Source organism: Streptomyces sp. NPDC059201, assembly GCF_042754585.1.
Taxonomy (GTDB): Bacteria; Actinomycetota; Actinomycetes; order Streptomycetales; family Streptomycetaceae; genus Streptomyces.
This window is the reverse complement of the sequence record NZ_JBHZBB010000014.1, coordinates 150464-171148: the sequence shown is the minus strand read 5'-3', so window position 1 is coordinate 171148 and position 20685 is coordinate 150464. Positions and strand designations below refer to the sequence as shown.

General features: G+C 73.9%; 21 protein-coding genes. 10 read left to right on the top strand and 11 right to left on the bottom strand.

Features of this window, described 5'->3' with window-relative positions:
* Positions 1–51 precede the first annotated feature (51 nt).
* From ACFXMG_RS34500 to ACFXMG_RS34470, 7 genes are all read right to left on the bottom strand, one after another.
* The gene (locus ACFXMG_RS34500) at positions 52–1200 is read right to left on the bottom strand and encodes a glycosyltransferase (protein WP_383827962.1); all 1149 of its coding nucleotides are present in this window, start codon (positions 1198–1200) and stop codon (positions 52–54) included.
* A 5-nt stretch (positions 1201–1205) separates the two neighbouring features.
* Positions 1206–2009, bottom strand: a complete 804-nt coding sequence (locus ACFXMG_RS34495; protein ID WP_383827944.1) for a polysaccharide deacetylase family protein — start codon at positions 2007–2009, stop codon at positions 1206–1208.
* Entirely contained in the window at positions 1906–3771 is a 1866-nt protein-coding gene (gene murJ, locus ACFXMG_RS34490; RefSeq protein ID WP_383827946.1) for a murein biosynthesis integral membrane protein MurJ, read from the bottom strand. Before murJ ends, ACFXMG_RS34495 begins: the two co-directional genes overlap by 104 nt.
* A 127-nt stretch (positions 3772–3898) precedes the next feature.
* Positions 3899–5239 (bottom strand): O-antigen ligase family protein, encoded by a 1341-nt coding sequence (locus ACFXMG_RS34485; protein WP_383827948.1) that lies wholly within the window; start codon positions 5237–5239, stop codon positions 3899–3901.
* Positions 5240–5241: 2 nt separating this feature from the next.
* The gene (locus ACFXMG_RS34480) at positions 5242–6699 is read right to left on the bottom strand and encodes a sugar transferase (RefSeq protein WP_383827950.1); all 1458 of its coding nucleotides are present in this window, start codon (positions 6697–6699) and stop codon (positions 5242–5244) included.
* On the bottom strand, positions 6696–7868 hold the full coding sequence (locus ACFXMG_RS34475; protein WP_383827952.1) for a glycosyltransferase: 1173 nt from the start codon (positions 7866–7868) through the stop codon (positions 6696–6698). Before ACFXMG_RS34475 ends, ACFXMG_RS34480 begins: the two co-directional genes overlap by 4 nt.
* Complete coding sequence (locus ACFXMG_RS34470) at positions 7834–8892, bottom strand: DUF3344 domain-containing protein (protein ID WP_383827954.1); 1059 nt, start codon at positions 8890–8892, stop codon at positions 7834–7836. The genes ACFXMG_RS34475 and ACFXMG_RS34470 overlap by 35 nt, the downstream gene beginning before the upstream one ends.
* A 379-nt stretch (positions 8893–9271) precedes the next feature.
* Between ACFXMG_RS34470 and ACFXMG_RS34465 the strand changes: the two genes are divergently transcribed.
* The 6 genes from ACFXMG_RS34465 (at position 9272) to ACFXMG_RS34440 (ending at position 13582) form a co-directional block, all read left to right on the top strand.
* Complete coding sequence (locus tag ACFXMG_RS34465; protein ID WP_383827956.1) at positions 9272–9511, top strand: chaplin; 240 nt, start codon at positions 9272–9274, stop codon at positions 9509–9511.
* 274 nt (positions 9512–9785) lie between these two features.
* Positions 9786–10592, top strand: coding sequence for a hypothetical protein (locus ACFXMG_RS34460; RefSeq protein ID WP_383827958.1), 807 nt, complete (start codon positions 9786–9788; stop codon positions 10590–10592).
* 243 nt (positions 10593–10835) lie between these two features.
* A complete protein-coding gene (locus ACFXMG_RS34455) occupies positions 10836–11108 on the top strand; it encodes a hypothetical protein (RefSeq protein ID WP_351844552.1) in 273 nt (90 codons plus the stop codon).
* A gap of 161 nt (positions 11109–11269) precedes the next feature.
* Entirely contained in the window at positions 11270–12322 is a 1053-nt protein-coding gene (locus tag ACFXMG_RS34450; RefSeq protein ID WP_384120185.1) for a hypothetical protein, read from the top strand.
* 123 nt (positions 12323–12445) lie between these two features.
* Complete coding sequence (locus ACFXMG_RS34445; protein WP_383824271.1) at positions 12446–12958, top strand: hypothetical protein; 513 nt, start codon at positions 12446–12448, stop codon at positions 12956–12958.
* Positions 12959–13306: 348 nt separating this feature from the next.
* The gene (locus ACFXMG_RS34440; RefSeq protein WP_383824269.1) at positions 13307–13582 is read left to right on the top strand and encodes a chaplin; all 276 of its coding nucleotides are present in this window, start codon (positions 13307–13309) and stop codon (positions 13580–13582) included.
* 82 nt (positions 13583–13664) lie between these two features.
* Here ACFXMG_RS34440 and ACFXMG_RS34435 read toward each other — a convergent pair whose 3' ends face one another.
* Both ACFXMG_RS34435 and ACFXMG_RS34430 read right to left on the bottom strand, forming a co-directional pair.
* Positions 13665–14531 (bottom strand): tyrosinase family protein, encoded by an 867-nt coding sequence (locus ACFXMG_RS34435; RefSeq protein ID WP_383824266.1) that lies wholly within the window; start codon positions 14529–14531, stop codon positions 13665–13667.
* A complete protein-coding gene (locus tag ACFXMG_RS34430; RefSeq protein ID WP_383824263.1) occupies positions 14515–14907 on the bottom strand; it encodes a tyrosinase family oxidase copper chaperone in 393 nt (130 codons plus the stop codon). Before ACFXMG_RS34430 ends, ACFXMG_RS34435 begins: the two co-directional genes overlap by 17 nt.
* Positions 14908–15056: 149 nt before the next feature.
* On the opposite strand from ACFXMG_RS34430, the gene ACFXMG_RS34425 reads away from it, so the two are divergent.
* The 3 genes from ACFXMG_RS34425 to ACFXMG_RS34415 are packed head-to-tail and all read left to right on the top strand — an operon-like array spanning position 15057 to position 17255.
* Complete coding sequence (locus ACFXMG_RS34425) at positions 15057–15560, top strand: DUF5949 family protein (RefSeq protein WP_383824260.1); 504 nt, start codon at positions 15057–15059, stop codon at positions 15558–15560.
* Between the two features lie 17 nt (positions 15561–15577).
* Positions 15578–16237, top strand: coding sequence for a vitamin K epoxide reductase family protein (locus ACFXMG_RS34420; protein WP_383824258.1), 660 nt, complete (start codon positions 15578–15580; stop codon positions 16235–16237).
* 1 nt (position 16238) lies between these two features.
* Complete coding sequence (locus ACFXMG_RS34415) at positions 16239–17255, top strand: glycoside hydrolase family 26 protein (protein ID WP_383824255.1); 1017 nt, start codon at positions 16239–16241, stop codon at positions 17253–17255.
* On the opposite strand, the gene ACFXMG_RS34410 is transcribed toward ACFXMG_RS34415, so the two are convergent.
* Positions 17221–17817 carry a TetR family transcriptional regulator gene (locus ACFXMG_RS34410; protein WP_383824252.1) on the bottom strand — a complete coding sequence of 199 codons (597 nt, stop codon included), beginning with the start codon at positions 17815–17817 and terminating at the stop codon, positions 17221–17223. The genes ACFXMG_RS34415 and ACFXMG_RS34410 overlap by 35 nt on opposite strands.
* A gap of 17 nt (positions 17818–17834) precedes the next feature.
* The gene (locus ACFXMG_RS34405) at positions 17835–18533 is read right to left on the bottom strand and encodes a hemolysin III family protein (RefSeq protein WP_383824249.1); all 699 of its coding nucleotides are present in this window, start codon (positions 18531–18533) and stop codon (positions 17835–17837) included.
* A 197-nt stretch (positions 18534–18730) separates the two neighbouring features.
* On the opposite strand from ACFXMG_RS34405, the gene ACFXMG_RS34400 reads away from it, so the two are divergent.
* Positions 18731–20548, top strand: coding sequence for a phosphoenolpyruvate carboxykinase (GTP) (locus tag ACFXMG_RS34400; RefSeq protein WP_383824247.1), 1818 nt, complete (start codon positions 18731–18733; stop codon positions 20546–20548).
* Positions 20549–20685 lie beyond the last annotated feature (137 nt).

The window sequence follows — 20685 nt, the reverse complement described above, 5'->3', positions numbered from 1 at the left end:
CTCTCGCTTCACGGGACGCCGCTGGGGCGTCGGAGGGACGGGGCAGGGGCTTCAGGGCGCCTTCACCGAGGCGGGGCGGCCGTGGACGGCCTGGTCGTAGAGGGTCATCAGCCGGTCGGCGCTGCACGCGATGTCGTAGCGGCGGGCGGCGGCGGGGGCGGGCAGGCGTACGGGCCGGGGGCCGTGCGCGGTCCGCAGCTCGCGCAGGGCGCCGATCAGTTCGGGCACCGACTCGCCGATCCGGCGGGCGCCCGGCGCCGCGTCCGCCGGCAGGTCCTCGATCGCCGGGCACGCCACGTACAGCACGGGCAGTCCCGCGGCGAGCGCCTCGACGACGGCGAGCCCGAAGGTCTCGTCGGGCGAGGTGGAGACGAAGACGTCCATCGCGGCGAGGAGTTCGGGGAGCATCGGCCCGGCGGGTCCGTCCGCCGGCGGGTCCTCGCAGGCGCCGAAGAAGAGGACGCGGCCGGCGGCGCCGCACTCGCGGGCCACCGCGCGCAGCTCCTCGCGCCGCTCGCCGTCGCCGACGAGCAGCAGCCGGGCCTCCGGCACCGAGGCGACGGCCCGGATCAGCCGGTCGAACCGCTTCCCGGGCGCGAGCCGGCCGACCCCGCCGACGACGAACGCGTCCTCGGGGATGCCGAGGACGCCCCGGGTGAGGCGGCGGGCGCGGGGGGCGAAGGCGAAGCGGCCGGTCTCGATGCCGTTCGGCACGACCTCGATCCGCTCCGGCGCGACCCCCCAGTCGGCGAGCCGGCGGGCCACGCTCGCCGACACCGCGACCGTGGAGGTGCCGAGCCGCTCCGACGCCAGGTAGAGGGCGCGGGTGCCCGCCGACAGCGGGCGGCCCTCGATCTGGGTGGTGCCGAGCGAGTGCTCGGTGGCGATGACCCGGCGGACGCCGCCGAGCCGGGCGGCGAGCCGGCCGTAGACGCAGGCCCGGTAGAGGTGGGTGTGGACGAGGTCGTAGCCGCCCTCGCGGACGATCCGGGCGAGCCGGGGCAGCGCGCCGAGGTCCCGGTTCCCGGTCATGCCGAGATGGGTGACCGGGGTGCCGTCGGCCTCGATGCCGACCGCGACCGGGCCCGGGTTGGTGAGCGTCACCACCCGCCCCTGGACGGGGAGGTGGCGCAGGAGCAGGCGCAGCTGCTGCTCGGCGCCGCCGATGCCGAGGCCGGTGATGACGTGCAGGACCTTCAGCGCGCTCATCCCAGCACCGCCGCGGCCGGGCTCGTCTGGGCGGGGATCAGTTCGGCGGGGTGGCGGCGGCGCAGCGGGTGCAGGGCCCGCTTCGCGGTGAGCCGCCAGGAGGTGTCGTCCTCGCCGATGTGGACGCGTGGCAGGGCGAACGCGCTGGTCAGCGGTCCGGGGTCGATGCCGCAGGCGTAGCCGTACCCGGCCTTGCGCACGGCGCGGACCACGCGCGGGTCGACCGCCCCGTAGGGGTAGCAGAAGCCGTCGACCGGGCCGCCGGTGATCTCCTCCAGGAGGGCCCGGGAGTGCCGGGTCTCGTCGGCGAGGGTGGCGTCGTCGGCCTCCGGCAGCCGGCGGTGGGTCAGGCCGTGCGAGCCGATCTCCATGCCGGCGGCGGCGATCCGCTCGATGCCCTCCTCGGTGAGCAGGGACTTGCGCGGGCCGTCGGTGTCCCAGTCGTTGACGCCGCCGAGCCGGCCCGGCAGGACGTACACCGTGGCGGTGAAGCCGTGCCGGCGCAGCAGCGGCAGCGCCGAGTCGAGGAAGTCGGCGTAGCCGTCGTCGAAGGTGAGGCCGACGAGTCCCTTCTCGCGCCCCTCGGCGGTCGCGGCGAGCAGTTCCCGCATCGACACCCCGCGCAGCCCCCGGTCGCCGAGCCAGTGGAGCTGGCGGGCGAAGCGCACGGGGGAGACGGTCACCCGGTACGGATCGTCACCGGTTTCCGCGATCGAGTGGTACATCGCCACCCACAGGGGCGGCTTCGCCCACAGGGGCGGCTTCGGCAGCAGACGGCGCAGCGCGGTGGGGGCGGGCATGGGCGGTCCTTCGGCGTCGGGTGGAACGGTGGGGGAGGGGAGGGATCTCCGGCGCCTTGGCGGCGCAGGCGATGAAGGCGAGGAAGACGCCGGCGACGACGAGGCCCGCGACGGCGACGGAGACCAGGGGCGGGCCGATCGCCATCGAGCAGAGCCAGCCCGCGCCGGTCGCCCAGGCGGCCGCCGTGGCGAGCCGCAGCAGGCCCTCGCCGAGCCGGCCCGGCCGCACCGGGACGGTCTGCCGGTGGGCGCCGCGCAGCAGCAGGACGGCGGTCAGGGTGATGCCGAGCGCGTTGGCGGCGGCGATGCCGACGGCGCCCCAGGCCCGCGCGCCGGGCACTCCGGCGGCGGCGGTGGCGGCGAGCCCGGCGGCCATGGCGGCGGCCGGGTACCAGAGGGGGCGGGCGGCGGAGAAGTAGCAGCGGACGAGGGCGCCGACCATGGTCTGGCCGAGCAGTCCGAGGGCGTAGACCCGCATGACGGCGGCGGTGGCGATCGTGTCCGTACGGTCGAACTCGCCACGCTGGAACAGCAGTTCGACGATCTTCGGCGCGGCGGCGATCACCACGGAGGCGCCCACCAGGACCACCACGGCCGCCAGCAGCAGATCCCGCTCGACGCGGCGCCGCGCCCCCTCCGGATCGCCCGCGGCGAGCGCCCGCGCGACCACCGGGAAGCTGACCGTGCACAGCATCAGCGAGAGGATCATCGGCAGCTGCGCGATCTTCTGCGCGTAGTTCAGGTGCGAGATCGCCCCGGACGGCAGCGGCGCGGCGAGGAACCGCTCGATCAGCGTCTGCGACTGCCGGGTCAGCGAGAAGGCGACCACCGGCGCGATCAGCCCGAGGACGATCAGCCGCCCGTCCCCGCCGAGCCCCGGCGCGAGCGTCTCCGGCTCCCGCGACGGCACGGGCCGCGCCCGCAGCTCGCGCACCAGCGCCGGCGCCTGCACCAGCACCATGAGCACCCCGCCCACGGCGACCCCGGCGGCGGCCGACCGCACCCCCCACGGGTCGCGCAGGAGCACCATCGTGCCGATGATGCCGACGTTGTACGCCACGTAGATCGCGGCCGGCGGCAGGAAGACGTGATGGGCGCGCAGGGCCGCCGAGCAGTAGCCGACCAGCGCGAACGTCAGCACGCAGGTCGCGGTGAGCCGGGTGCAGTCCACCGCGAGCCCCGGGTCGGAGAGCCCCGGCGCGAGCAGCGAGACGACCGCAGGGGCGGCCGCGATCAGGACGGCCGCGACGACCCCGACGGTGAGGGTGAGCCGGGGCAGCGTCCCCCGGACCAGGTCCCGTACGGGATCCCCGAAGAGCGCCCCCGGACGGCGGGCCAGCGCCCGGGAGAACGCGGGCACCAGGATCAGCGCCATCGCGTCCTCGATCAGCAGCGTCGACGCGAACTCCGGCACCGTCCACGCCACCAGGAAGGCGTCCGTCTCCGCCCCCGCGCCGAAGTACCCGGCCAGGATCTGGTCCCGTACGAGCCCGAGCACCGCCCCGAGGGCCGTGAGCGCTGCCGTCACGGCCGCCGCCTTGGCCAGGAAACCGCGCCCCTGCCCGGCCGCCGCCCGCGCCCGCACCCGCGCGTGCGCCCGCCGCCCGGTACGCGGAGGGGCCGTGAGCGTGGCGGTGGCGGCGCCGGGTGCGTCGGACGGCACGAGGGGTACGGCTCCGGGGCCAGGGGCCGCCCCCGTACCCGCCCCCGGCAGCACGACGGCCCCCGGCGCGCACGGGGAGTCCGTGGCGTCCGGGGGCATGGGGGACCAGGGGTCGGTCAGGGGTTCGCCGTGCTGCGGGCCCGGCGGACACGGCGGGACGGCGGGACCGCCGGACCCCGGGGGCGCGACGGACGCGTCCGTGGGATCCGGCGGACCGGCCCACGGGTCACGCACCGCGCACCTCCAGCGGGCCCTCGGGGCGCGGCGCCAGCGCCCACCAGGCCGCGAGGCCGAACACCACCGACATCAGCACCGTCGACGGGCCGCCGATGTCCGCGTAGAAGAAGTCGATCAGCTGCCAGGACAGCAGCCCGCCCGCGACCAGCGCGCACTCCGCGCCGGACCGGCGCCGCCGCAGCGCGCCCACCAGCAGGGCCAGCCAGCTGCCCGCCAGCGCGAGGAGCCCGATCAGCCCCTGCTCGCTGAGGACCAGCAGGTACATGTTGTGCGGGGAGAGCAGCGGCTGCCGCTGGAAGCCCGCGCCCGCGCCGGCCGTGTCGCTGCCGGACGACAGCGCCACCGAGGCGTTCGAGTCCCGGTGGTGCGGGAAGCCCTTCAGCCCCACCCCGGTCAGCGGCTCCGAGCGCCACATCCGACCGGCCGCCGCCCACATCGTGTACCGGTCCGTCACCGACTGGTCCGGCGCCGCCGTCACCCGCGTGATGCTCGTGACCCGCTCCTTCACCATCTCGGAGCCGAGCCCGAGGCCGCCGACCAGCACCACCGCGAGCGCGCCCACCGCGAGCACCACCCGCACCGCCCGGCGCACCCCGCCCAGCAGCAGCTGGATCCCGCAGGCCAGCACGGTCGCGATCCACGCGCCCCGGCTGAAGGACAGCAGCAGCGGCACCACGAGCAGCCCCACACAGACCAGCGCGGCCGTGCGGACCCGGCCGGCCGGACTGCCGAGCGCGATCCCGGTGACGATCACGAGCCCGTACGAGACCACCGTCGCCATGCCCATCACGTCGGTCGCCCCGAAGGTGCCGACCGCCCGGATGTCCTCGCCCTGGTACGAGGCGCCGGTCCCCGTCAGGAACTGCCCGACGCCCACCGCGCCCTGGAGCAGCGCCAGCGCCACCAGCCCCCACGCCACCACCGCGAAGTCCCGCCGGTCGCGGATCATCAGCAGCACCGCCGCCGGGACCAGCACGAACACCTGGAGGTAGCGGGCGACGCCCGGCAGGCTCGACGCCGGATCCCCCGACGTCACCGCGGCCAGGCAGATCCCGAGCACCGGCAGCCCGAGGACCACCGCCGCCGTCCGGGTCAGCGGCCGGGCGCCGCCCCGCAGGAGCCGTACGAGACAGATCAGCACCAGCAGACCGGAGGCCGCGTCGGCGAGCGTGCCGGTGCCGCCCGTCCCGCCCTGCGACCCCTCGGGGCCCGGCACCAGGAGCAGCGCGATCACCGCGAGGACCGGGGACAGCACCCCGGCCCGGCGGGCCCAGTCCCGGACGTCCGGCGTCCCCGTGAGGACCGGCGCCGTCGACACGGCCGTGGCCATCCTCAGCTCCCCGTCGGTCGGACGAGCCCGGCGGCCGTGCGCACCAGGATGCAGACGTCCTGCCAGAGCGACCAGTGGTCGATGTAGTGGTTGTCGAAGCGGCAGCGGTCCTCGATCGAGGTGTCGCCGCGCAGCCCGTGCACCTGCGCCAGACCGGTCAGCCCCACCGGCATCCGGTGGCGGGCCGCGTACCCCGCGTGGATCTTGCTGAACTGGGCGACGAAGTACGGGCGTTCGGGCCGCGGCCCGACCAGGCTCATGTCGCCGCGGAGCACGTTCCACAGCTGCGGCAGCTCGTCCAGCGAGGACTTCCGCAGGAAGCCGCCCGCCGCGCTCATCCGCCGGTCCCCGGCCACGTTCCACCGGGTCGCCGACTCCGTCTCGTCGGACGGGCGGAGCGTACGGAACTTCAGCAGCGTGAAGTGCCGCCCGTGCTGGCCCACCCGCTCCTGCCGGAACAGCACCCCGGGCCCGTCCGAGAGCCGCACCGCCAGCGCGCACACCGCCAGCACCGGCAGCGCGAGCGCCAGCGCCGGACCGGCCAGCGCGATGTCCAGGGCCCGCTTGGCCAGCGCCCCGGGCCGCTCGGTCGCCGGGATCAGCCGGCGGCGGGCGTACCCCCACACGTGCTCGCCCATCGGCCCCTCGCGCCGCTCCCCGCCGACCCGCCAGGTCGCGCAGCCGTAGTGCTGGAAGAGGGTCACCAGCTCCGGCTCGTCGGAGAGGAACACCGCCTCGCGGACCGTGTTCTGGATGACCGCCCGGCGGATCTCCTCCGCCGTCGTCAGCAGCGGCAGCCCCGGCTCCAGCGGGCGCTGCTCGCCGACCGTCCCCTCCGGCAGCCCCACGACACCCACCGGCCGCATCCCGTACTCCGGGTGCTGCACGGCTGCCGCCGCGAACCGGCGGGCCGCCGCCGGCGGACCCACCACCAGGGCCGACCGGGGCCGCTCCCGGGCGATCCGCCGCCCGCGCGCGAGCAGCAGCGCCCGCAGCAGGGCCGCGACGCCGACGTGCGCGGCGTACGCCCCGCACAGCCGCAGCGGCCCGATCGCCAGCTCGGTCGACCAGGCGGCGGCAGCGGCGGCCGCCACGCACCACACCACCCCGGCCCGGGAGGCCAGCGCGGGCAGCTCGTCGAGCAGCCGGACGTGCGCCGGAGGCCGGTAGAGCCCGCCACGCCCGTCGAGGACGAGCAGCAGCGCCGCGACCGGCAGCAGCAGCCGCGGGTCCTGATGGGCGGGGGCGAGGAACGCGGCACCGGCGAGCACGGCCAGGCAGTCGACGGCCCGCAGCGTCACCGCCCCGGGGCGCGGCCGCGCGTCGGCCGGCTTGTGACGCGGCAGCGCGAGCCGGCCGGACAGCCGCCGCCGGGGGGCGAGCGAGGCCGACCCGAAGGCCGGACCCGCGACCGGCCACGGGCCGGGTGAGGAGGGAACGCTCGTACTTTCCGTGGTCACTGCGCAATCGGCTCTCTGTGCTCGGTGCCCCGCACTCCGGCCAGCTCGCGGTAGATCTCCGCGACGGCCGCGCCGGTGCGCCGCACATCGAAACTGCTGAGGACGTGCTCGTGGGCCTCACGGCCCAGGCGGTGCCGCAACTCCGGCCGGCCGAGGAGGCGGCCGAGGGCTGCGGCGAGGGCGGCCGGGTCCTCGGGCGGGACCAGGCACGGGGCTTCATGGCCGGGCGGCAGGCTCTCGCGGGCGCCGTCGACATCGGTGACGACGACCGGCCGGCCCGCCGCCATCGCCTCCAGCGGCGCCAGCGCCATGCCCTCCCAGCGGGACGGCAGCACGACGACGTCCGCCGCCCGGTACCAGGGCACGGTGTCGCCGACGGCGCCGGTGAACCGCACCGAGGGCCCGGCGGCGGCCCGCAGCGCCTCGCCGTCCGGCCCGTCGCCGACCAGCACCAGACGCGCGTCCGGCACCTCGGCGAGGACCGCCGGCCAGGCGGCGAGCAGCACGTCCTGGCCCTTCTGCCGGCAGAGCCGGCCCACGCACACCACGGTCGGCGCCGGGTTCCCGGCGGGCCCGTCGGTCGCGAAACGCGCCACGTCCACGCCGTTGTGCACCACCGACCAGGCCGCCTCGACCCCGGCCTCCTCGCCGGTACGCCGCTCCGCCCCGCTCACGCACAGGATCCGGTCGGTCCAGCGGGCGCCGAACCGCTCCCAGCGGCGGGCGAGTTCGGCGGTGGCGCCGGTGACGGCCTCGAAGGACCAGGCGTGCGGCTGGTAGACGGTCGGGATCCGGCCGCGCACCGCGAGCCGGGCGCACAGGCCCGCCTTCGCCGAGTGCGCGTGCACGAGCGCGGGCCGCACGGCCCGGACCACCCGGGCCAGGTCGCGGGTCTCCCGGACCAGCGCGCGGCCGGGGTCGCGCCCGGCCCGCCAGTCGTGGACCTCGGCGCCCTCGGCGCGCAGCTCCGCGGCGAGCGCGGTGCCGGGCGGGCAGGCGACGACGGGCCGCAGCCCGGCCGCGCGCTGGGCGCGCACCAGGTCGACGACGACCCGGGCGACGCCGCCGTCGCCGGGCTGGACCGCGTGCAGGACGGTGACGGACCCGGGGTCCGCCTCGATCGGGGCCCGCACGTCAGCGCCGTACGTCCGCCTGCAGGAAGAGCGCACCGAGCCAGACGGTGTCCTGACGGCTGCCCAGCCGGACATGGACACGGTCGGCCCCGTGGTGCAGCGCCCCCCGCAGATCGAACACGTCGGAGTCGTACCCCAGGGTGTTTCCGGCGGCGGGGAAGCGCGTGGTCCCGGCCTTGCCGAATTCGGTGATGCTGGAGTTCAGGACGTCGTTCACGGAATTGGCGGAATCGCCCAGCAGAGTGGACTTCTGACGACTCGTCCGCACCTCCAGGTAATCCCCGGAAGTTCCCCGGTCGCCGTCATAGGCGATCACTCCGAGCCGCCCCTCGGCGCCCTTCGGATATCGGTGCCCGTCGAGTGCGACGCGCAGCTCGCCGGCGCGCGGGCCGACCGTCTCGAAGCCGTCCCAGACACTCAGCCGGCGCAGTGGTTCGCCGTCCTTCTCGTACGCGGCGACCAGCGTCCAGCCGCCCCAGCCGCCCACCGCGCTGCGGCCCATGGCGACGTTCACCTGGGCGACCGTCCACTGCCCGGGCTCGGCCCACCGGACCAGTTCGGTGACGTCGGCGCTCGCCTGGAAGGCGTCGGCGCCGTCGGCGGTGCGGTGGCCGACCAGGGTGTCGGCGAGGAGCGCCTTGTACCGCCCGCCGGGCTCCGCGATCAGCACCCGCCCGTTGTCCTTCGGCGGCTTCTGCTCGCCCACCCGCAGGTTGCCGCCCCAGTAGAGCCGGGCCCAGGCGACCCGCGCCCCGGCGGGCACCGGCAGTTCGGCGCGGCTGGAGTTGTACGTGAGGGGGTCGTCGTCCACGTCGACGTAGCCGACCGACGCCCCGTCGTTGGAGGTCTCGGTGCCCTGGGCGCCCTTCGCCGAGGCGTTGGCGGCGCGCACGATCCCGCCGTGCAGTTCGGCCTGGTAGCGCGCGGCGAAGGGGACCCGGGACGCCTCCCCGGGCGCGGGCGGCGGGGCGGCGGAGGCGAGCGGCGCGGCCGTCAGAACCGCGCACGACAAGGCGCACAACACGCTGCGACGCACAGCAGGAACCGCTGAATTCCGCATACAGGTTCTCCGCTTTGATGAGAGAAGGAAGGGAAGACCCGTGAAGACCGGGGGAGGGGAAGGTGTCGTCCGCACGAAATGGGTGAACGCGCGGCGGGCCCGGAAGCAACGTTCGGGAACGTTATAACCCCGGCGCGGAGCGATAGTAAGCATTAGATGCTCGGAAACGCTAACTCCCGTATCCACGCTGCCGGTTCCTCGTTGTGCGTGTTGCGCCATTCCCCGGCCCGTCGCTCGAATGGCCCTCACACAGCCCAAAGATCGGTTGAACGTCACCCGTTCGGGAGAGCAACCGATGGAAAACCGAAGCGTTGTTGAGGGAGCCGGGCCGAACAGTCCGCGCAGTCCGAGTTGGAATTCGATCGAGGAGAACTTCTCCATGTCCCGTATCGCGAAGGCCGTAGTCCTGACCGTGGGTGCCGCCGCCGCGGTCGCCGGTGCCGCCGGTGCCGCCGCCGCCGACTCCCTCGCCGAGGGTGCCGCCGTGAAGTCCCCCGGTGTCGGCTCCGGCAACGTCGTGCAGGTCCCGGTCCACGTGCCGGTCAACGTCTGCGGCAACACCGTGAGCGTCATCGGCGCGCTGAACCCGGCCTTCGGCAACTTCTGCGCCAACTTCTGATCCCTTCACGTCGGATCGGTCCTTCCGAAGCCGGTGCGCCCCCCGTCGGGTGGGCGCACCGGCTTTTTCCCTTGCGGTCACTGGGTCGGTACTCGTTCGGACGCACCCCCGCGCGCCGCCCGGTGCAACGGCGTACGCCCCTCGGAGGGGCAGGCCGGAGGGCGGATTCACTCGAACGGAGGCGTGGCGCTCAGTAGTTCCCCGGTTGCGGAGGGCTATACCCGCAGGCACGGTGGGAGAGCAGTTGTCCGACGCATAAGGAAAAGGAACACATATGCGTCCCCTGGCTTCACGCCGATTCACCGCCCTGGCGATATCCGCCGCCATCACCCTCGGCACGGCGGGACCCGCCATCGCCGACGAACACCATCCGTCCCGCGCGGCCGACCTGGCCGCCCACGCTCCGCTCCCCGACGCGGCCGCGCTGCTGAAGCAGACGAAGGCCCTGAGTGACGTCGGCGGGGTGACGACCCCCGTGACCGAACTCGTCGCGGCGGCCCTCAAGGCCGACGAGGGTCAGGTCCCCGCCGCCGACGCGGAGGCCCTGAAGGCCAAGATCCAGGCCGCCGTCGACCAGGCCAGACAGGCCGCCCCCGCCCCGCTGCCGGAACCCCCGGTCACCCCGCCGGTGGTGGACGCGCCCGTCACCCCGCCGGCCGTGGAGGCCCCCGTGGCTCCGCCGGCCGAGCTTCCCGTGCAGCCGCCGGGCGCGCTGCCCGTCGCGGTGAAGAGCGGGAAGGCCGTACCCGCGGATCTCGTGGGCGACGCGCTCGCCACCGTCGAGAAGGCCGTCGCCGGACTGGTCGCGGCCGCCACCTCCGGGGACGCCGCCGGGGTCACCCCGCAGGTCACGGCGACGCTGACCTCCCTGGTCAACCTCGCCGTCGCCGCCGTGCTCGGCAGCGGCCTGCCCGCGCCGGACCTGGCGGGCCTGCCCGCGCTGCCGGCGCTGCCGGTCGAGGCACCGGAGCTGCCCGTCGAACCGCCGGTCGAGGCGCCGGAGCTGCCGGTCGACGCGCCGGTGAAGCCGCCGGTGGCCGCGCCCGAGCTGCCGGTGAAGCCGCCGCTGCCGGTCCGCTGAGCAGAGCGCACCACTCCCGACCCGTACCGGTCCGGCCTCCCGCCGGGCCGGTACGGGCATGTGTGCGCCCGGTCATCCGGAAATAGCACTGGTCGCCTTCGATCGGGTGCCTTGTCGAGAAATCCTTCCTCCTGGAGTTTCCGGGGAGCGAACCTCTCGTTACAGAAGACAGAACGACGCACGGGAATTCCCAAGAACCCTGTGTGGAACGCGAGTTGAAAGTACAGAGGAAGGATTCTCCCCATGAAGCCCACCAAGGTCGCCGCGGTCGTCGCCGGTTCGCTCATGGCCCTGGGCGCCGCCGCCCCCGCCATGGCCCAGCAGGCGCTGACGCCGACCAGCCTGAACGGCGGCCTGGAGGCGATCGCCGCCAACGGGCTGAAGTCGGACGTGCTCAGCAGCACCACCGAGGGCTCCCCGGTCAAGTCCGTCACCGACACCGCGACGCAGCTGAACCAGACCGGGAAGGGCCTCCCGCTGGTCGGCGGTCTCCCGGTCAACCCGCTCGGCGGCTGATCGAATGATTTTCTGACCGGTCGCCGTGTGGCCTCGACTCCACACGGTGTGCCGCTCCCTACTCTCGGGACCGTCCCACGCGAACCGTCAGCGGGGACTCGGCCGGACGGAGCGAGGGGGGATCCTCGCCGGTCTCTCCCTTTCTCCCGAGGAAGAGCGGTATGCGGTCCATCATCAGCAGGAAAGTACTCACCGCGGCGGCAGCGACCGGCTTGCTGTCGCTGACCGGCGGCTTCGCTCTGGCCGCGAACGCGCAGCCCGGCTCGGGCGACACACCCGGACCCGGCAACGGCCAGGCCCACGCCCCCCTCCCGCCGGAACTCTGCGGCGCGGGCATGGACGTGAGCGGATACGTGGCGTCGGCCGTCGGAGACCTCTGCGCCCACGCGACGGAGGAACCCGACGGCGGCTACGGCGAGGAGCCCGGGGAGCCGTCCGAGCCCCCCACGCACCCGCCGACGAAGCCCCCCACGCACCCGCCGACGAAGCCCCCCACGCACCCGCCGACGAAGCCCCCCACGAAGCCGCCCACGACGCCCCCCACGCATCCGCCGACCGAGCCGCCGACGACCACTCCGCCGACGACGACCCCGCCCACGACCACTCCGCCCACCTACCCGCCGGGCGAGTGCGAGGCGCCGGCGCCGGGCGAGGAGCCGGAGCCCGGGTGCGAGGAGCCGACGGAGCCGCCGACCACGACTCCGCCGACCACTCCGCCCACGTCCCCGCCGTGGACCCCGCCCACGAACCCGGACGAGCCCCCCGAGTGCGAGGAGCCCGAGCCGGGTGAGGAGCCGGAGCCCGGGTGCGAGGAGCCGACGGAGCCGCCGACCACGACTCCGCCGACCACTCCGCCCCACACGACTCCGCCGACCACGACTCCTCCGCACACGACCCCGCCCACCACCCCGCCGACGACTCCGCCGACGTCCCCGCCGTGGACTCCACCCACGAACCCGGACGAGCCGCCCGAGTGCGAGGAGCCCGAGCCGGGTGAGGAGCCGGAGCCCGGGTGCGAGCCCACCGCGCCGACCACCACGCCTCCGACCACGGCCCCCACCACCCCGCCGCACGGGCCCGACAAGCCCGAACTCCCCGACACGGGCAGCGATCCCGCCCTGTGGGGAGCGGCCGCCGTCAGTGCCGCCCTCATCATCGGCGGCACCGTCGTCCAGCTCCGGGGCGGCCGCCTCGTCCGGAGCCGTCGCCACTGACGTACCGAAAGAGCTGATGAGGCGTCAATCCAGGCCCCCGCCGTGACCGGTGGGGGCCTGGGGCGTTGCTGCACATGGGGGAAGCAGGCGCGACGTTTCGGCCAAGAGGCTCGTTCACACGGCATGACTCTGCGCTCTCACGCCGGCATGGGACTCCTCATGACCGCGCTCGCCTCCGCCGCCATGGCCGTTCCGGCCGCCGCCGTCGAGGCTCCGGTGATCGTCCCCCTCCAGGGCCTCGACCCGGTCCTGCCGATGGACGCCCCCACCGTCGCGTCCGGCGTCCCGGTGCCGGTCCCCGGCGCCCCCACCGGCTTCCAGAAGGGCCTCGGCGCGCTGCCCGACGTGACCCTGCCGAGCGTCCCGCTCACCGGCACCCTGCCCGAGACCGTCGTGGACGCGCCGCTCCCCGAGGTCCTCGACGGCAGCCGGCCCGGCCGGGCGCTCTTCGCCAGCCCGCACTCCGAGATGCGGGCCTCCACCCCCGGCGCCACCCTCGGCAACCCCGTCGAGGCCCCCGGCGGCGACGGCCTGGCCGGTCTGCCCGACCTGCACGCGCCGGAGCTCGGCCTCGCCTCCCCGATGCTCAGCGGCGGCCTCGACTCCCAGCTCGGCCTCGCCCCCGAGGCGCGCTGACCCGAACCGCCTGCCACAATCCGCGCCGACGACCCCCATTTCGGAATTCTGTGCGGGAGCGGTCCGCGCGGGTGAAGGCACGATTCTTCCCCGCTACCGCACGGGCTTTTCGTCGTTGCACCGGAAGGCTTGTCGCATGGCCGCGGCCCGCGGTCCGGTGGGTCGCCCGTCGTATCCGACGGCGGGCGGTCACCGGGCCGCGGACCATCCCCTTCCCCACCCCTCGCGGGATTTTCCGATTTCCCCCTCCCGTTCGGCCCAAAGGCCGTGACCCGGCCCGTGGTACGGCGTTGAACGGAAGTGACGGCCGTGATCCCTGCGGTCGCTCGACCCATTCAAGGAGTTCTGATGTCTCGCATCGCCAAGGCTGCCGCCGTTCTGGCCGGCACCGGTGCCGTCGCCCTCACCGGAGCCGGCCTGGCCGTCGCCGACTCGGGCGCCGAGGCCGTCGCCGCCCACTCGCCGGGCGTCGCCTCCGGCAACGCCGTCCAGGTCCCGGTCCACGTCCCGGTCAACCTCTGCGGCAACACCGTCAGCGTCATCGGCCTGCTGAACCCGGCCTTCGGCAACAGCTGCGCCAACATCGACACCCCGCACCACCAGGACGGCGGCTACGGCGGCTGACCCGGCCCCCGCGCAGCCCCGGACGTCCCCCCGGCCCCACCAGGGCCGGGGGGACGTCCACGTCCGGGGGCCGCCCGCCCCGTCAGGCGTACCGGTAGATCCCGCTGTGGTCGAACATCTCCGCCGGCGTCACGCCCCACGGCGCCATCGGCTGGTGCCGCGCCACCACCTTCCGGTACTGGGCGTCGCCCAGCGGCGGCGGCTCCGCCGGCAGGTACGCGGCCCCCGGATTGCGCTGCTGCCACCGCGACCACACCAGGTCCACGAACGAGTGGTGCAGCCAGAACACCGGGTCGTTCACCGAGCCGCCGCCCAGCATCAGACCGCCCACCCAGCGGTGCACCCGGTTGTGGATCCGGAACCGCTCGTTGCCCGAGCCCGGCGCCCACCCCTCCAGCCGGTTGCGGAAGCCCGAGGCGCTGGTCGAGTTCCAGGGCGCCGTGTCGTACGCCCGCTCCCGCATCACCTCGTCCAGCTGGGCCGCGGTCGGCAGCGCGACCGGATCGCGCGGGCGGCCGAAGTCCCTGGTCAGGTACGAGATTTCGGTCATGGCGTGCTTCACCGTCCACTTCCCCCTGGCGTACGCGAAGGGGCCGGTGGTCACCTGGAGGTCCGAGCGGCGCCCGTTGCCGCCCAGGAAGTCCTCCGCCCAGAGCGAGGACGCCGGGGTGGAGTCCCGGGTCCAGTCCCAGTACGGAACCGTCACCGCCGCGTCGACCAGGCGCAGCGCCCGCTCGAACTCCAGCAGGAACTTCCGGTGCCAGGGCAGGAAGCTCGGCGCCATGTGCGCGGTCCGCAGCCGGCCGGCGCCGTCGGCGGTGTAGTGGTCGATGTGCGTGCGGACGAACTCGTCGTACGTGCCGCGGCGCTTCAGTTCGAGCACCGCGGCCACGAACCTTCGGCGCTCGGCCGTCGTCAGGTCGCGCTGGTTCTTACGCGTGTACACCACGCGGGTTCCCTCCCGTCGGGTCGGAGTGGAGGCCGTGCCCCGCCGCGTACCGGGACAGCGGGGCCGGTCCCGCCGCGTCCACGGCCGCCCGGGTGGCGGCGAGCGGGGTCGGGCAGGACTCGTAGTGGTCGAGCGGGGTCACCCAGCCGCCGTCGGCGCACCGCATCAGGTGCAGCGGCCGGCCGTCCACCAGGGCCACCGGCTCACCCCCCGGACCGGTGAGCCCGCGGATGCGGCGGCCCGCGTACATCTCGTCGAAGGCGTACGGGTCCGCTGCCGGGGAGCGGGCGGCGATCCGGCCGAGGGCGCCGCCGGTGGCGGCGGTGACGGCCAGCGCGAACAGGGACCGGAGGGCGACACGGCGCGGGAAAGGCATCGGCGATCTCCTGGCGTCGACAAGGGGCCTCAGGGCACAACGATGAAAACCCGTGTTCGTTGCGGCCGGGAGTTCGAGCGGGCGAATGTCGGCCGGATGAGTGAATTCGGTACGGGGAAAGGGTGGTTGCCCCACTAGCATCCCCTTCCATGACCACTCCCCACGTCCTTTCCGAGGCGCGCAGCGTCTCTCCGCTGGGCACGCTCACGGTGATTCCGTGGTCCAGCGAAGTCACCGAAGACTCCGCCGGCACGCCTTTCCTCATGGCGTATTCGCTCGGCGACGGCCGCGACGGGCCGGAAGCCGGTCAGCAGGCGATGCGCGCGGCCCTGGAGTCCATGGGCCTCTCCGTCGGCGACCGGCTCTTCGACCTGGAGAAGGACGCGGGGATCAGCGCCACGCTGCTCGTCGAGGCCGGTACCGCGGTGCTCACCCTGCCCTTCCTCAAGGTGCAGTGTCCGGTGCCCGCCGAGTGGCAGACCGCCGCCCGCGAGACCGGCAAGGTCTACTTCCTCTGCTCGGTGCGCCCCTGGGCCGAGGGCGTCCCCGGACAGCCCGTGGACGAGGACAAGCTGCGCGCCTTCGTCTCTGACGAGGAGATGCTCGGGGACTGCGCCCACGTCCTGATGCCCGTCCGGCGCGTGCAGGGCTGAACGGAAGGGGCGGCGCGATGACGACGCTCGGGGTACGGGGCGGTGTGCCCGGCCAGCGGCAGCAGGACGGGCCGGCGGAGACGGGGCGGCGGGAGGACGGGACGGTCGGCGCGGGCCGCGGGCTCGGCTGGCTGCTGGTCGTCACCGGCGCGGCCGGGATCCTGGCCGCGTGGGTGATCACGATCGACAAGTTCAAGCTCCTGGAGGACCCGGGCTTCCAGCCGGGGTGCAGCCTGAACCCGGTCGTGTCCTGCGGGAACATCATGAAGAGCGAGCAGGCGGCGGTCTTCGGCTTCCCCAACCCGCTGCTCGGCCTCGTCACGTACGGCGTCGTCGTCGCCGTCGGTGCCGGGCTGCTCGCGGGGGCCCGGCACCGGGGCTGGTTCTGGCTTGGGCTGAACGGCGGGATGCTCTTCGGCGTCGGCTTCTGCACCTGGCTGATGCAGCAGTCGCTGTACGAGATCAACGCGCTCTGCCTGTGGTGCTGCCTCGCCTGGACGGCGACCATCACCATGTTCTGGTACGTCACCGCGCACAACGTGCGGACCGGGGTGCTGCCCGCCCCGGCGGCCGTGCGGGGCTTCCTCGGCGACTTCGCCTTCGCCCTGCCCGTCCTGCACCTCGGGATCATCGGGATGCTGATCCTGACCCGCTGGTGGGAGTTCTGGACCAGCTGACGTGAGCCGCCTCCCCTCGTGGCCGCGGGCCGCACTCCTGGTGCTGCTCGCGGCCGTTCTCGCGCTCCTGGTGGTGCCCGGCCGGCTCGCGCCCGGCGAGCGGCACACCGGGACCGGCGCCGTGCCCGAGCCCTCGCCGCTGCCCGGGGTGCCGTCCGGTTTCTTCACCGGCTCCGACGAGGAGGGGGTGCGGCGGATCTCCGGGGTGGAGGCGTGGCTGGGCGGCGGCGAGCTGACGGTCGGGCACACCTATCTGCCGGGCGACCAGTGGTCCAACATCGAGGGCCATCCGGCGCTCTTCGCGCCCTGGGCGCGGTGGAAGGCGGAGCGCCCGGGGCGGCTCTTCGTGCTGAACGTGCCGATGATGGACCGCAACGAGGCCGGGCTGACCGACGCGGAGGTCCGGGACGGGCTGCGGCGCGGCGCGGCCGGCGCGTTCGACGGGCACTTCGAGACGCTGGGCCGGGGGCTGGTGGAGCACGGTCTCGGGGACGCGATCCTGGTGCTCGGCTGGGAGATGAACGGCACCACGTACGGGCACCGCTGCGGGCCGGACCCGGCGGCCTGGAAGGCGTACTGGCGCATGGCGGTCGGGGCGCTGCGCGGGGTGGAGGGGCAGCGCTTCCGCTTCGACTTCACGCCGAGCCGGGGGCGGGACGCGGTGCCGTGGCCCGAGTGCTATCCGGGGGACGACGTCGTCGACATCATCGGGATGGACGCCTACGACCAGCCCGAGGGCGTCTCCTTCGAGGAGCAGGTGAGCGAGGAGTACGGGCTCGCGCACCACGTGGCCTTCGCCGCCGAGCACGGCAAGCCCATCTCGTACCCGGAGTGGGGGCTCTTCCGGAACGGGGACAACCCGGCGTACGTACGGGGGATGCTCGACTGGTTCGCGGCGCACCGGCCCGTCTACCAGACGGTGACCGACTACTGCCCGCACGGGGTGTGGGGGTGCCGGGACAATCCGCGCTCGGCCGAGGTGGTCAGGGGCGCGCTGGGAGCGCCGGCCCGGCCTTGAGGGTGTCGACCGTGCGGTGCAGCAGCGCCGTCAGGTCCTCGGTGAGGCCGCGCTCCGCCCAGTAGAGGGTGGCCTCGCGCAGGGCGCCGAGGACGGCGGCGGCGAAGACCCGTACCTCCAGGTCGTCGGGGGCGCGGCCGGTGCGGTCGGCGAGGGCGCGGGCGAGCCGGCGGCCGGTCTCGGCGGTGGTCTCGGTGAGCCGGGCGCGGACGGCGGGGGTGCCGGCCATCAGACGGGCGCGGAGCCGGAACTCCTCGGGGTCGGCCTCCAGGGCCGTGCCGACGGCCTCGACGAGGACCGCGCGGAGGGACTCCAGGGGCTCCTCGCCGGCCGGGCGGGCGCGCAGCAGGGCTTCGAGGTGCTCGTCGTTCTCGTCGGTGAGGACGATGTCCTCGCGGACGGGGAAGTAGCGGACGACGGTGGAGGGGGAGACCTCGGCCTCGGCGGCGATGCGCTCGATGGTGGCCGCCTCCCAGCCGTGGGAGGCGGCGATGCGGCGCGTGGCCCGGCGGATCGCCGCGCGGGTCCGTTCCTTCTTCCGTTCCCTCAAGCCCTTGGACATGGGGTCATTCTGCCTGGTCAGGACTGGTAGGCGACGAGCGAGATGCCGACGTAGTGGACGATGAAGGCGGCCAGGGTGAGCGAGTGGAAGACCTCGTGGAAGCCGAAGTAGCGCGGGGACGGGTTCGGGCGCTTCATGCCGTAGATGATGCCGCCGGCGCTGTAGAGCAGGCCGCCGACGACGACGAGGACCAGGACGGCGATGCCGCCGGTCCGCATGAAGTCGGGGAGGAAGAAGACGGCGGCCCAGCCCATGGCGATGTAGCAGGGGGTGTAGAGCCAGCGGGGGGCGCCGACCCAGAAGACGCGGAAGGCGATGCCGGCGAGCGCGGCGGCCCAGACCGCCCACATGAGCGGCTTCGCGGTGGAGTCCGGGAGCAGCAGCAGGGTGAGCGGGGTGTAGGTGCCCGCGATGATCAGGAAGATGTTGGCGTGGTCGAGGCGGCGCAGGACGGCCTCGCCGCGCGGGCCCCACTCGCCGCGGTGGTAGAGCGCGCTGATGCCGAAGAGCAGGCAGGCGGTGAGGACGTAGATCCCGCAGGCGATGCGGGCGCGGGGCGTGTCGGAGAGGGCGACGAGGACCAGTCCGGCGACGATCACGGCGGGGAACATGCCCGCGTGCAGCCAGCCTCTGAGCCGTGGCTTGATCGGGAGCGACGGGGCCTGGGCGGTCGTGTCGGGCTCGACCGGGGTCACTTCCGGTGTGGCTGCAGTCATGACACCGCATCGTACCTACGCCCCCGTAGGTCCCGGATATGAGTGGCGATGCTCACGTGTGCACCCCCCTGGACATATGGGCGTTTCCAGCGCATGATCAAATGAGTGCGGTCGGCACCGGATGAGCAGCTACGACGCATCCGGGTCGCAGCCCCCACGGGGCATACAGAAATAAAACCCCTCAACAAGGAGCAATCGTGGCGCGCGACAACGCGGCTCCCCTTCCCACCCAGCACCAGGAGCTCGTCTCCTGGGTGAACGAGATCGCCGAGATCACCCAGCCGGACAGCATCGTCTGGTGCGACGGCTCCGAGGCCGAGTACGAGCGCCTGTGCGAGGAACTCGTCGCCAAGGGAACGTTCACGAAGCTCGACCCGGTGAAGCGCCCGAACTCGTACTACGCCGCCTCCGACCCCACCGACGTCGCCCGCGTCGAGGACCGCACCTTCATCTGCTCCGAGAAGGAGCAGGACGCCGGCCCGACCAACCACTGGAAGGCGCCGGCCGAGATGAAGGAGCTCTTCGCGGGCTCCGACGGCATCTTCCGCGGGTCGATGAAGGGCCGGACCATGTACGTGGTCCCCTTCTGCATGGGTCCGGTCGGCTCCCCGCTCTCCGCGATCGGCGTCGAGATCACCGACTCCGCCTACGTCGCGGTCTCCATGCGCACGATGACCCGCATGGGCCAGGCCGTCCTCGACGAGCTCGGCACCGACGGCTTCTTCGTGAAGGCCGTCCACACCCTCGGCGCCCCCCTCGTGGAGGGCCAGGAGGACGTGCCGTGGCCGTGCAACTCCACGAAGTACATCTCGCACTTCCCGGAGACCCGCGAGATCTGGTCGTACGGCTCCGGCTACGGCGGCAACGCGCTCCTCGGCAAGAAGTGCTACGCCCTGCGCATCGCCTCCGTCATGGCCCGTGACGAGGGCTGGCTCGCCGAGCACATGCTCATCCTCAAGCTCACGCCGCCGCAGGGTGAGGCCAAGTACGTCGCCGCCGCCTTCCCGTCGGCCTGCGGCAAGACCAACCTCGCCATGCTGGAGCCGACCATCCCCGGCTGGACGGTCGAGACCATCGGCGACGACATCGCCTGGATGCGCTTCGGCGAGGACGGCCGCCTCTACGCGATCAACCCCGAGGCCGGCTTCTTCGGCGTCGCGCCCGGCACCGGCGAGCACACCAACGCCAACGCCATGAAGACCCTGTGGGGCAACTCCGTCTTCACCAACGTCGCGCTCACCGACGACGGCGACGTCTGGTGGGAGGGCATGACCGAGGACGAGCCCAAGCACCTCACGGACTGGAAGGGCAACGACTGGACGCCGGAGTCCGGCACGCCGGCCGCCCACCCGAACGCTCGCTTCACCGTCCCGGCCGCCCAGTGCCCGACGATCGCCCCCGAGTGGGAGGATCCCAAGGGCGTCCCGATCTCCGCGATCCTCTTCGGCGGCCGCCGCGCCTCCGCCGTGCCGCTGGTCACCGAGTCCTTCGACTGGAACCACGGCGTCTTCCTCGGCGCCAACGTGGCCTCCGAGAAGACCGCCGCCGCCGAGGGCAAGGTCGGCGAGCTGCGCCGCGACCCCTTCGCCATGCTGCCGTTCTGCGGCTACAACATGGGCGACTACATGGCCCACTGGGTCAAGGTCGGCGCCACCGCGGACGCCGCCAAGCTGCCGAAGATCTACTACGTCAACTGGTTCCGCAAGAACGACGCGGGCAAGTTCGTCTGGCCCGGCTTCGGCGAGAACAGCCGCGTCCTCAAGTGGATCGTCGAGCGCCTCGACGGCAAGGCCGAGGGTGTCGAGACCCCCATCGGCGTCCTGCCGACGAAGGACTCCCTGGACACCGACGGCCTGGACCTGGCCGACGAGGACCTGGAGTTCCTGCTCACCGTCGACAAGGACGTGTGGCGCGAGGAGGCCGGCCTGGTCCCCGCGCACCTGGAGACCTTCGGCGAGCACACCCCGAAGGAGCTGTGGGACGAGTACAAGGCGCTGGTCGAGCGCCTCGGCTGATCCCGTAGCGGCACCGAGACTCGTGGTGGGCTGCCCCGACATACCGCCCTGACCAGTGGGGTCACGACGGTCCATCACGACGCATCCGGCCCCGGAGCCCCCTCAGGCTCCGGGGCCGGCGCATGTCCCCGTACGGC

What these genes read in the sequence shown, in the direction of transcription:
- ACFXMG_RS34485 (WP_383827948.1), bottom strand. Translation starts at nt 5,239, where the DNA reads ATGGCCACGGCCGTGTCGACGGCGCCGGTCCTCACGGGGACGCCGGAC.
- ACFXMG_RS34405 (WP_383824249.1), bottom strand. Translation starts at nt 18,533, where the DNA reads ATGACTGCAGCCACACCGGAAGTGACCCCGGTCGAGCCCGACACGACC.
- ACFXMG_RS34450 (WP_384120185.1), top strand. Translation starts at nt 11,270, where the DNA reads ATGCGGTCCATCATCAGCAGGAAAGTACTCACCGCGGCGGCAGCGACC.
- ACFXMG_RS34410 (WP_383824252.1), bottom strand. Translation starts at nt 17,817, where the DNA reads ATGTCCAAGGGCTTGAGGGAACGGAAGAAGGAACGGACCCGCGCGGCG.
- ACFXMG_RS34465 (WP_383827956.1), top strand. Translation starts at nt 9,272, where the DNA reads ATGTCCCGTATCGCGAAGGCCGTAGTCCTGACCGTGGGTGCCGCCGCC.
- murJ (WP_383827946.1), bottom strand. Translation starts at nt 3,771, where the DNA reads ATGCCCCCGGACGCCACGGACTCCCCGTGCGCGCCGGGGGCCGTCGTG.
- ACFXMG_RS34420 (WP_383824258.1), top strand. Translation starts at nt 15,578, where the DNA reads ATGACGACGCTCGGGGTACGGGGCGGTGTGCCCGGCCAGCGGCAGCAG.
- ACFXMG_RS34440 (WP_383824269.1), top strand. Translation starts at nt 13,307, where the DNA reads ATGTCTCGCATCGCCAAGGCTGCCGCCGTTCTGGCCGGCACCGGTGCC.
- ACFXMG_RS34470 (WP_383827954.1), bottom strand. Translation starts at nt 8,892, where the DNA reads ATGCGGAATTCAGCGGTTCCTGCTGTGCGTCGCAGCGTGTTGTGCGCC.
- ACFXMG_RS34495 (WP_383827944.1), bottom strand. Translation starts at nt 2,009, where the DNA reads ATGCCCGCCCCCACCGCGCTGCGCCGTCTGCTGCCGAAGCCGCCCCTG.
- ACFXMG_RS34455 (WP_351844552.1), top strand. Translation starts at nt 10,836, where the DNA reads ATGAAGCCCACCAAGGTCGCCGCGGTCGTCGCCGGTTCGCTCATGGCC.
- ACFXMG_RS34425 (WP_383824260.1), top strand. Translation starts at nt 15,057, where the DNA reads ATGACCACTCCCCACGTCCTTTCCGAGGCGCGCAGCGTCTCTCCGCTG.
- ACFXMG_RS34445 (WP_383824271.1), top strand. Translation starts at nt 12,446, where the DNA reads ATGACTCTGCGCTCTCACGCCGGCATGGGACTCCTCATGACCGCGCTC.
- ACFXMG_RS34430 (WP_383824263.1), bottom strand. Translation starts at nt 14,907, where the DNA reads ATGCCTTTCCCGCGCCGTGTCGCCCTCCGGTCCCTGTTCGCGCTGGCC.
- ACFXMG_RS34460 (WP_383827958.1), top strand. Translation starts at nt 9,786, where the DNA reads ATGCGTCCCCTGGCTTCACGCCGATTCACCGCCCTGGCGATATCCGCC.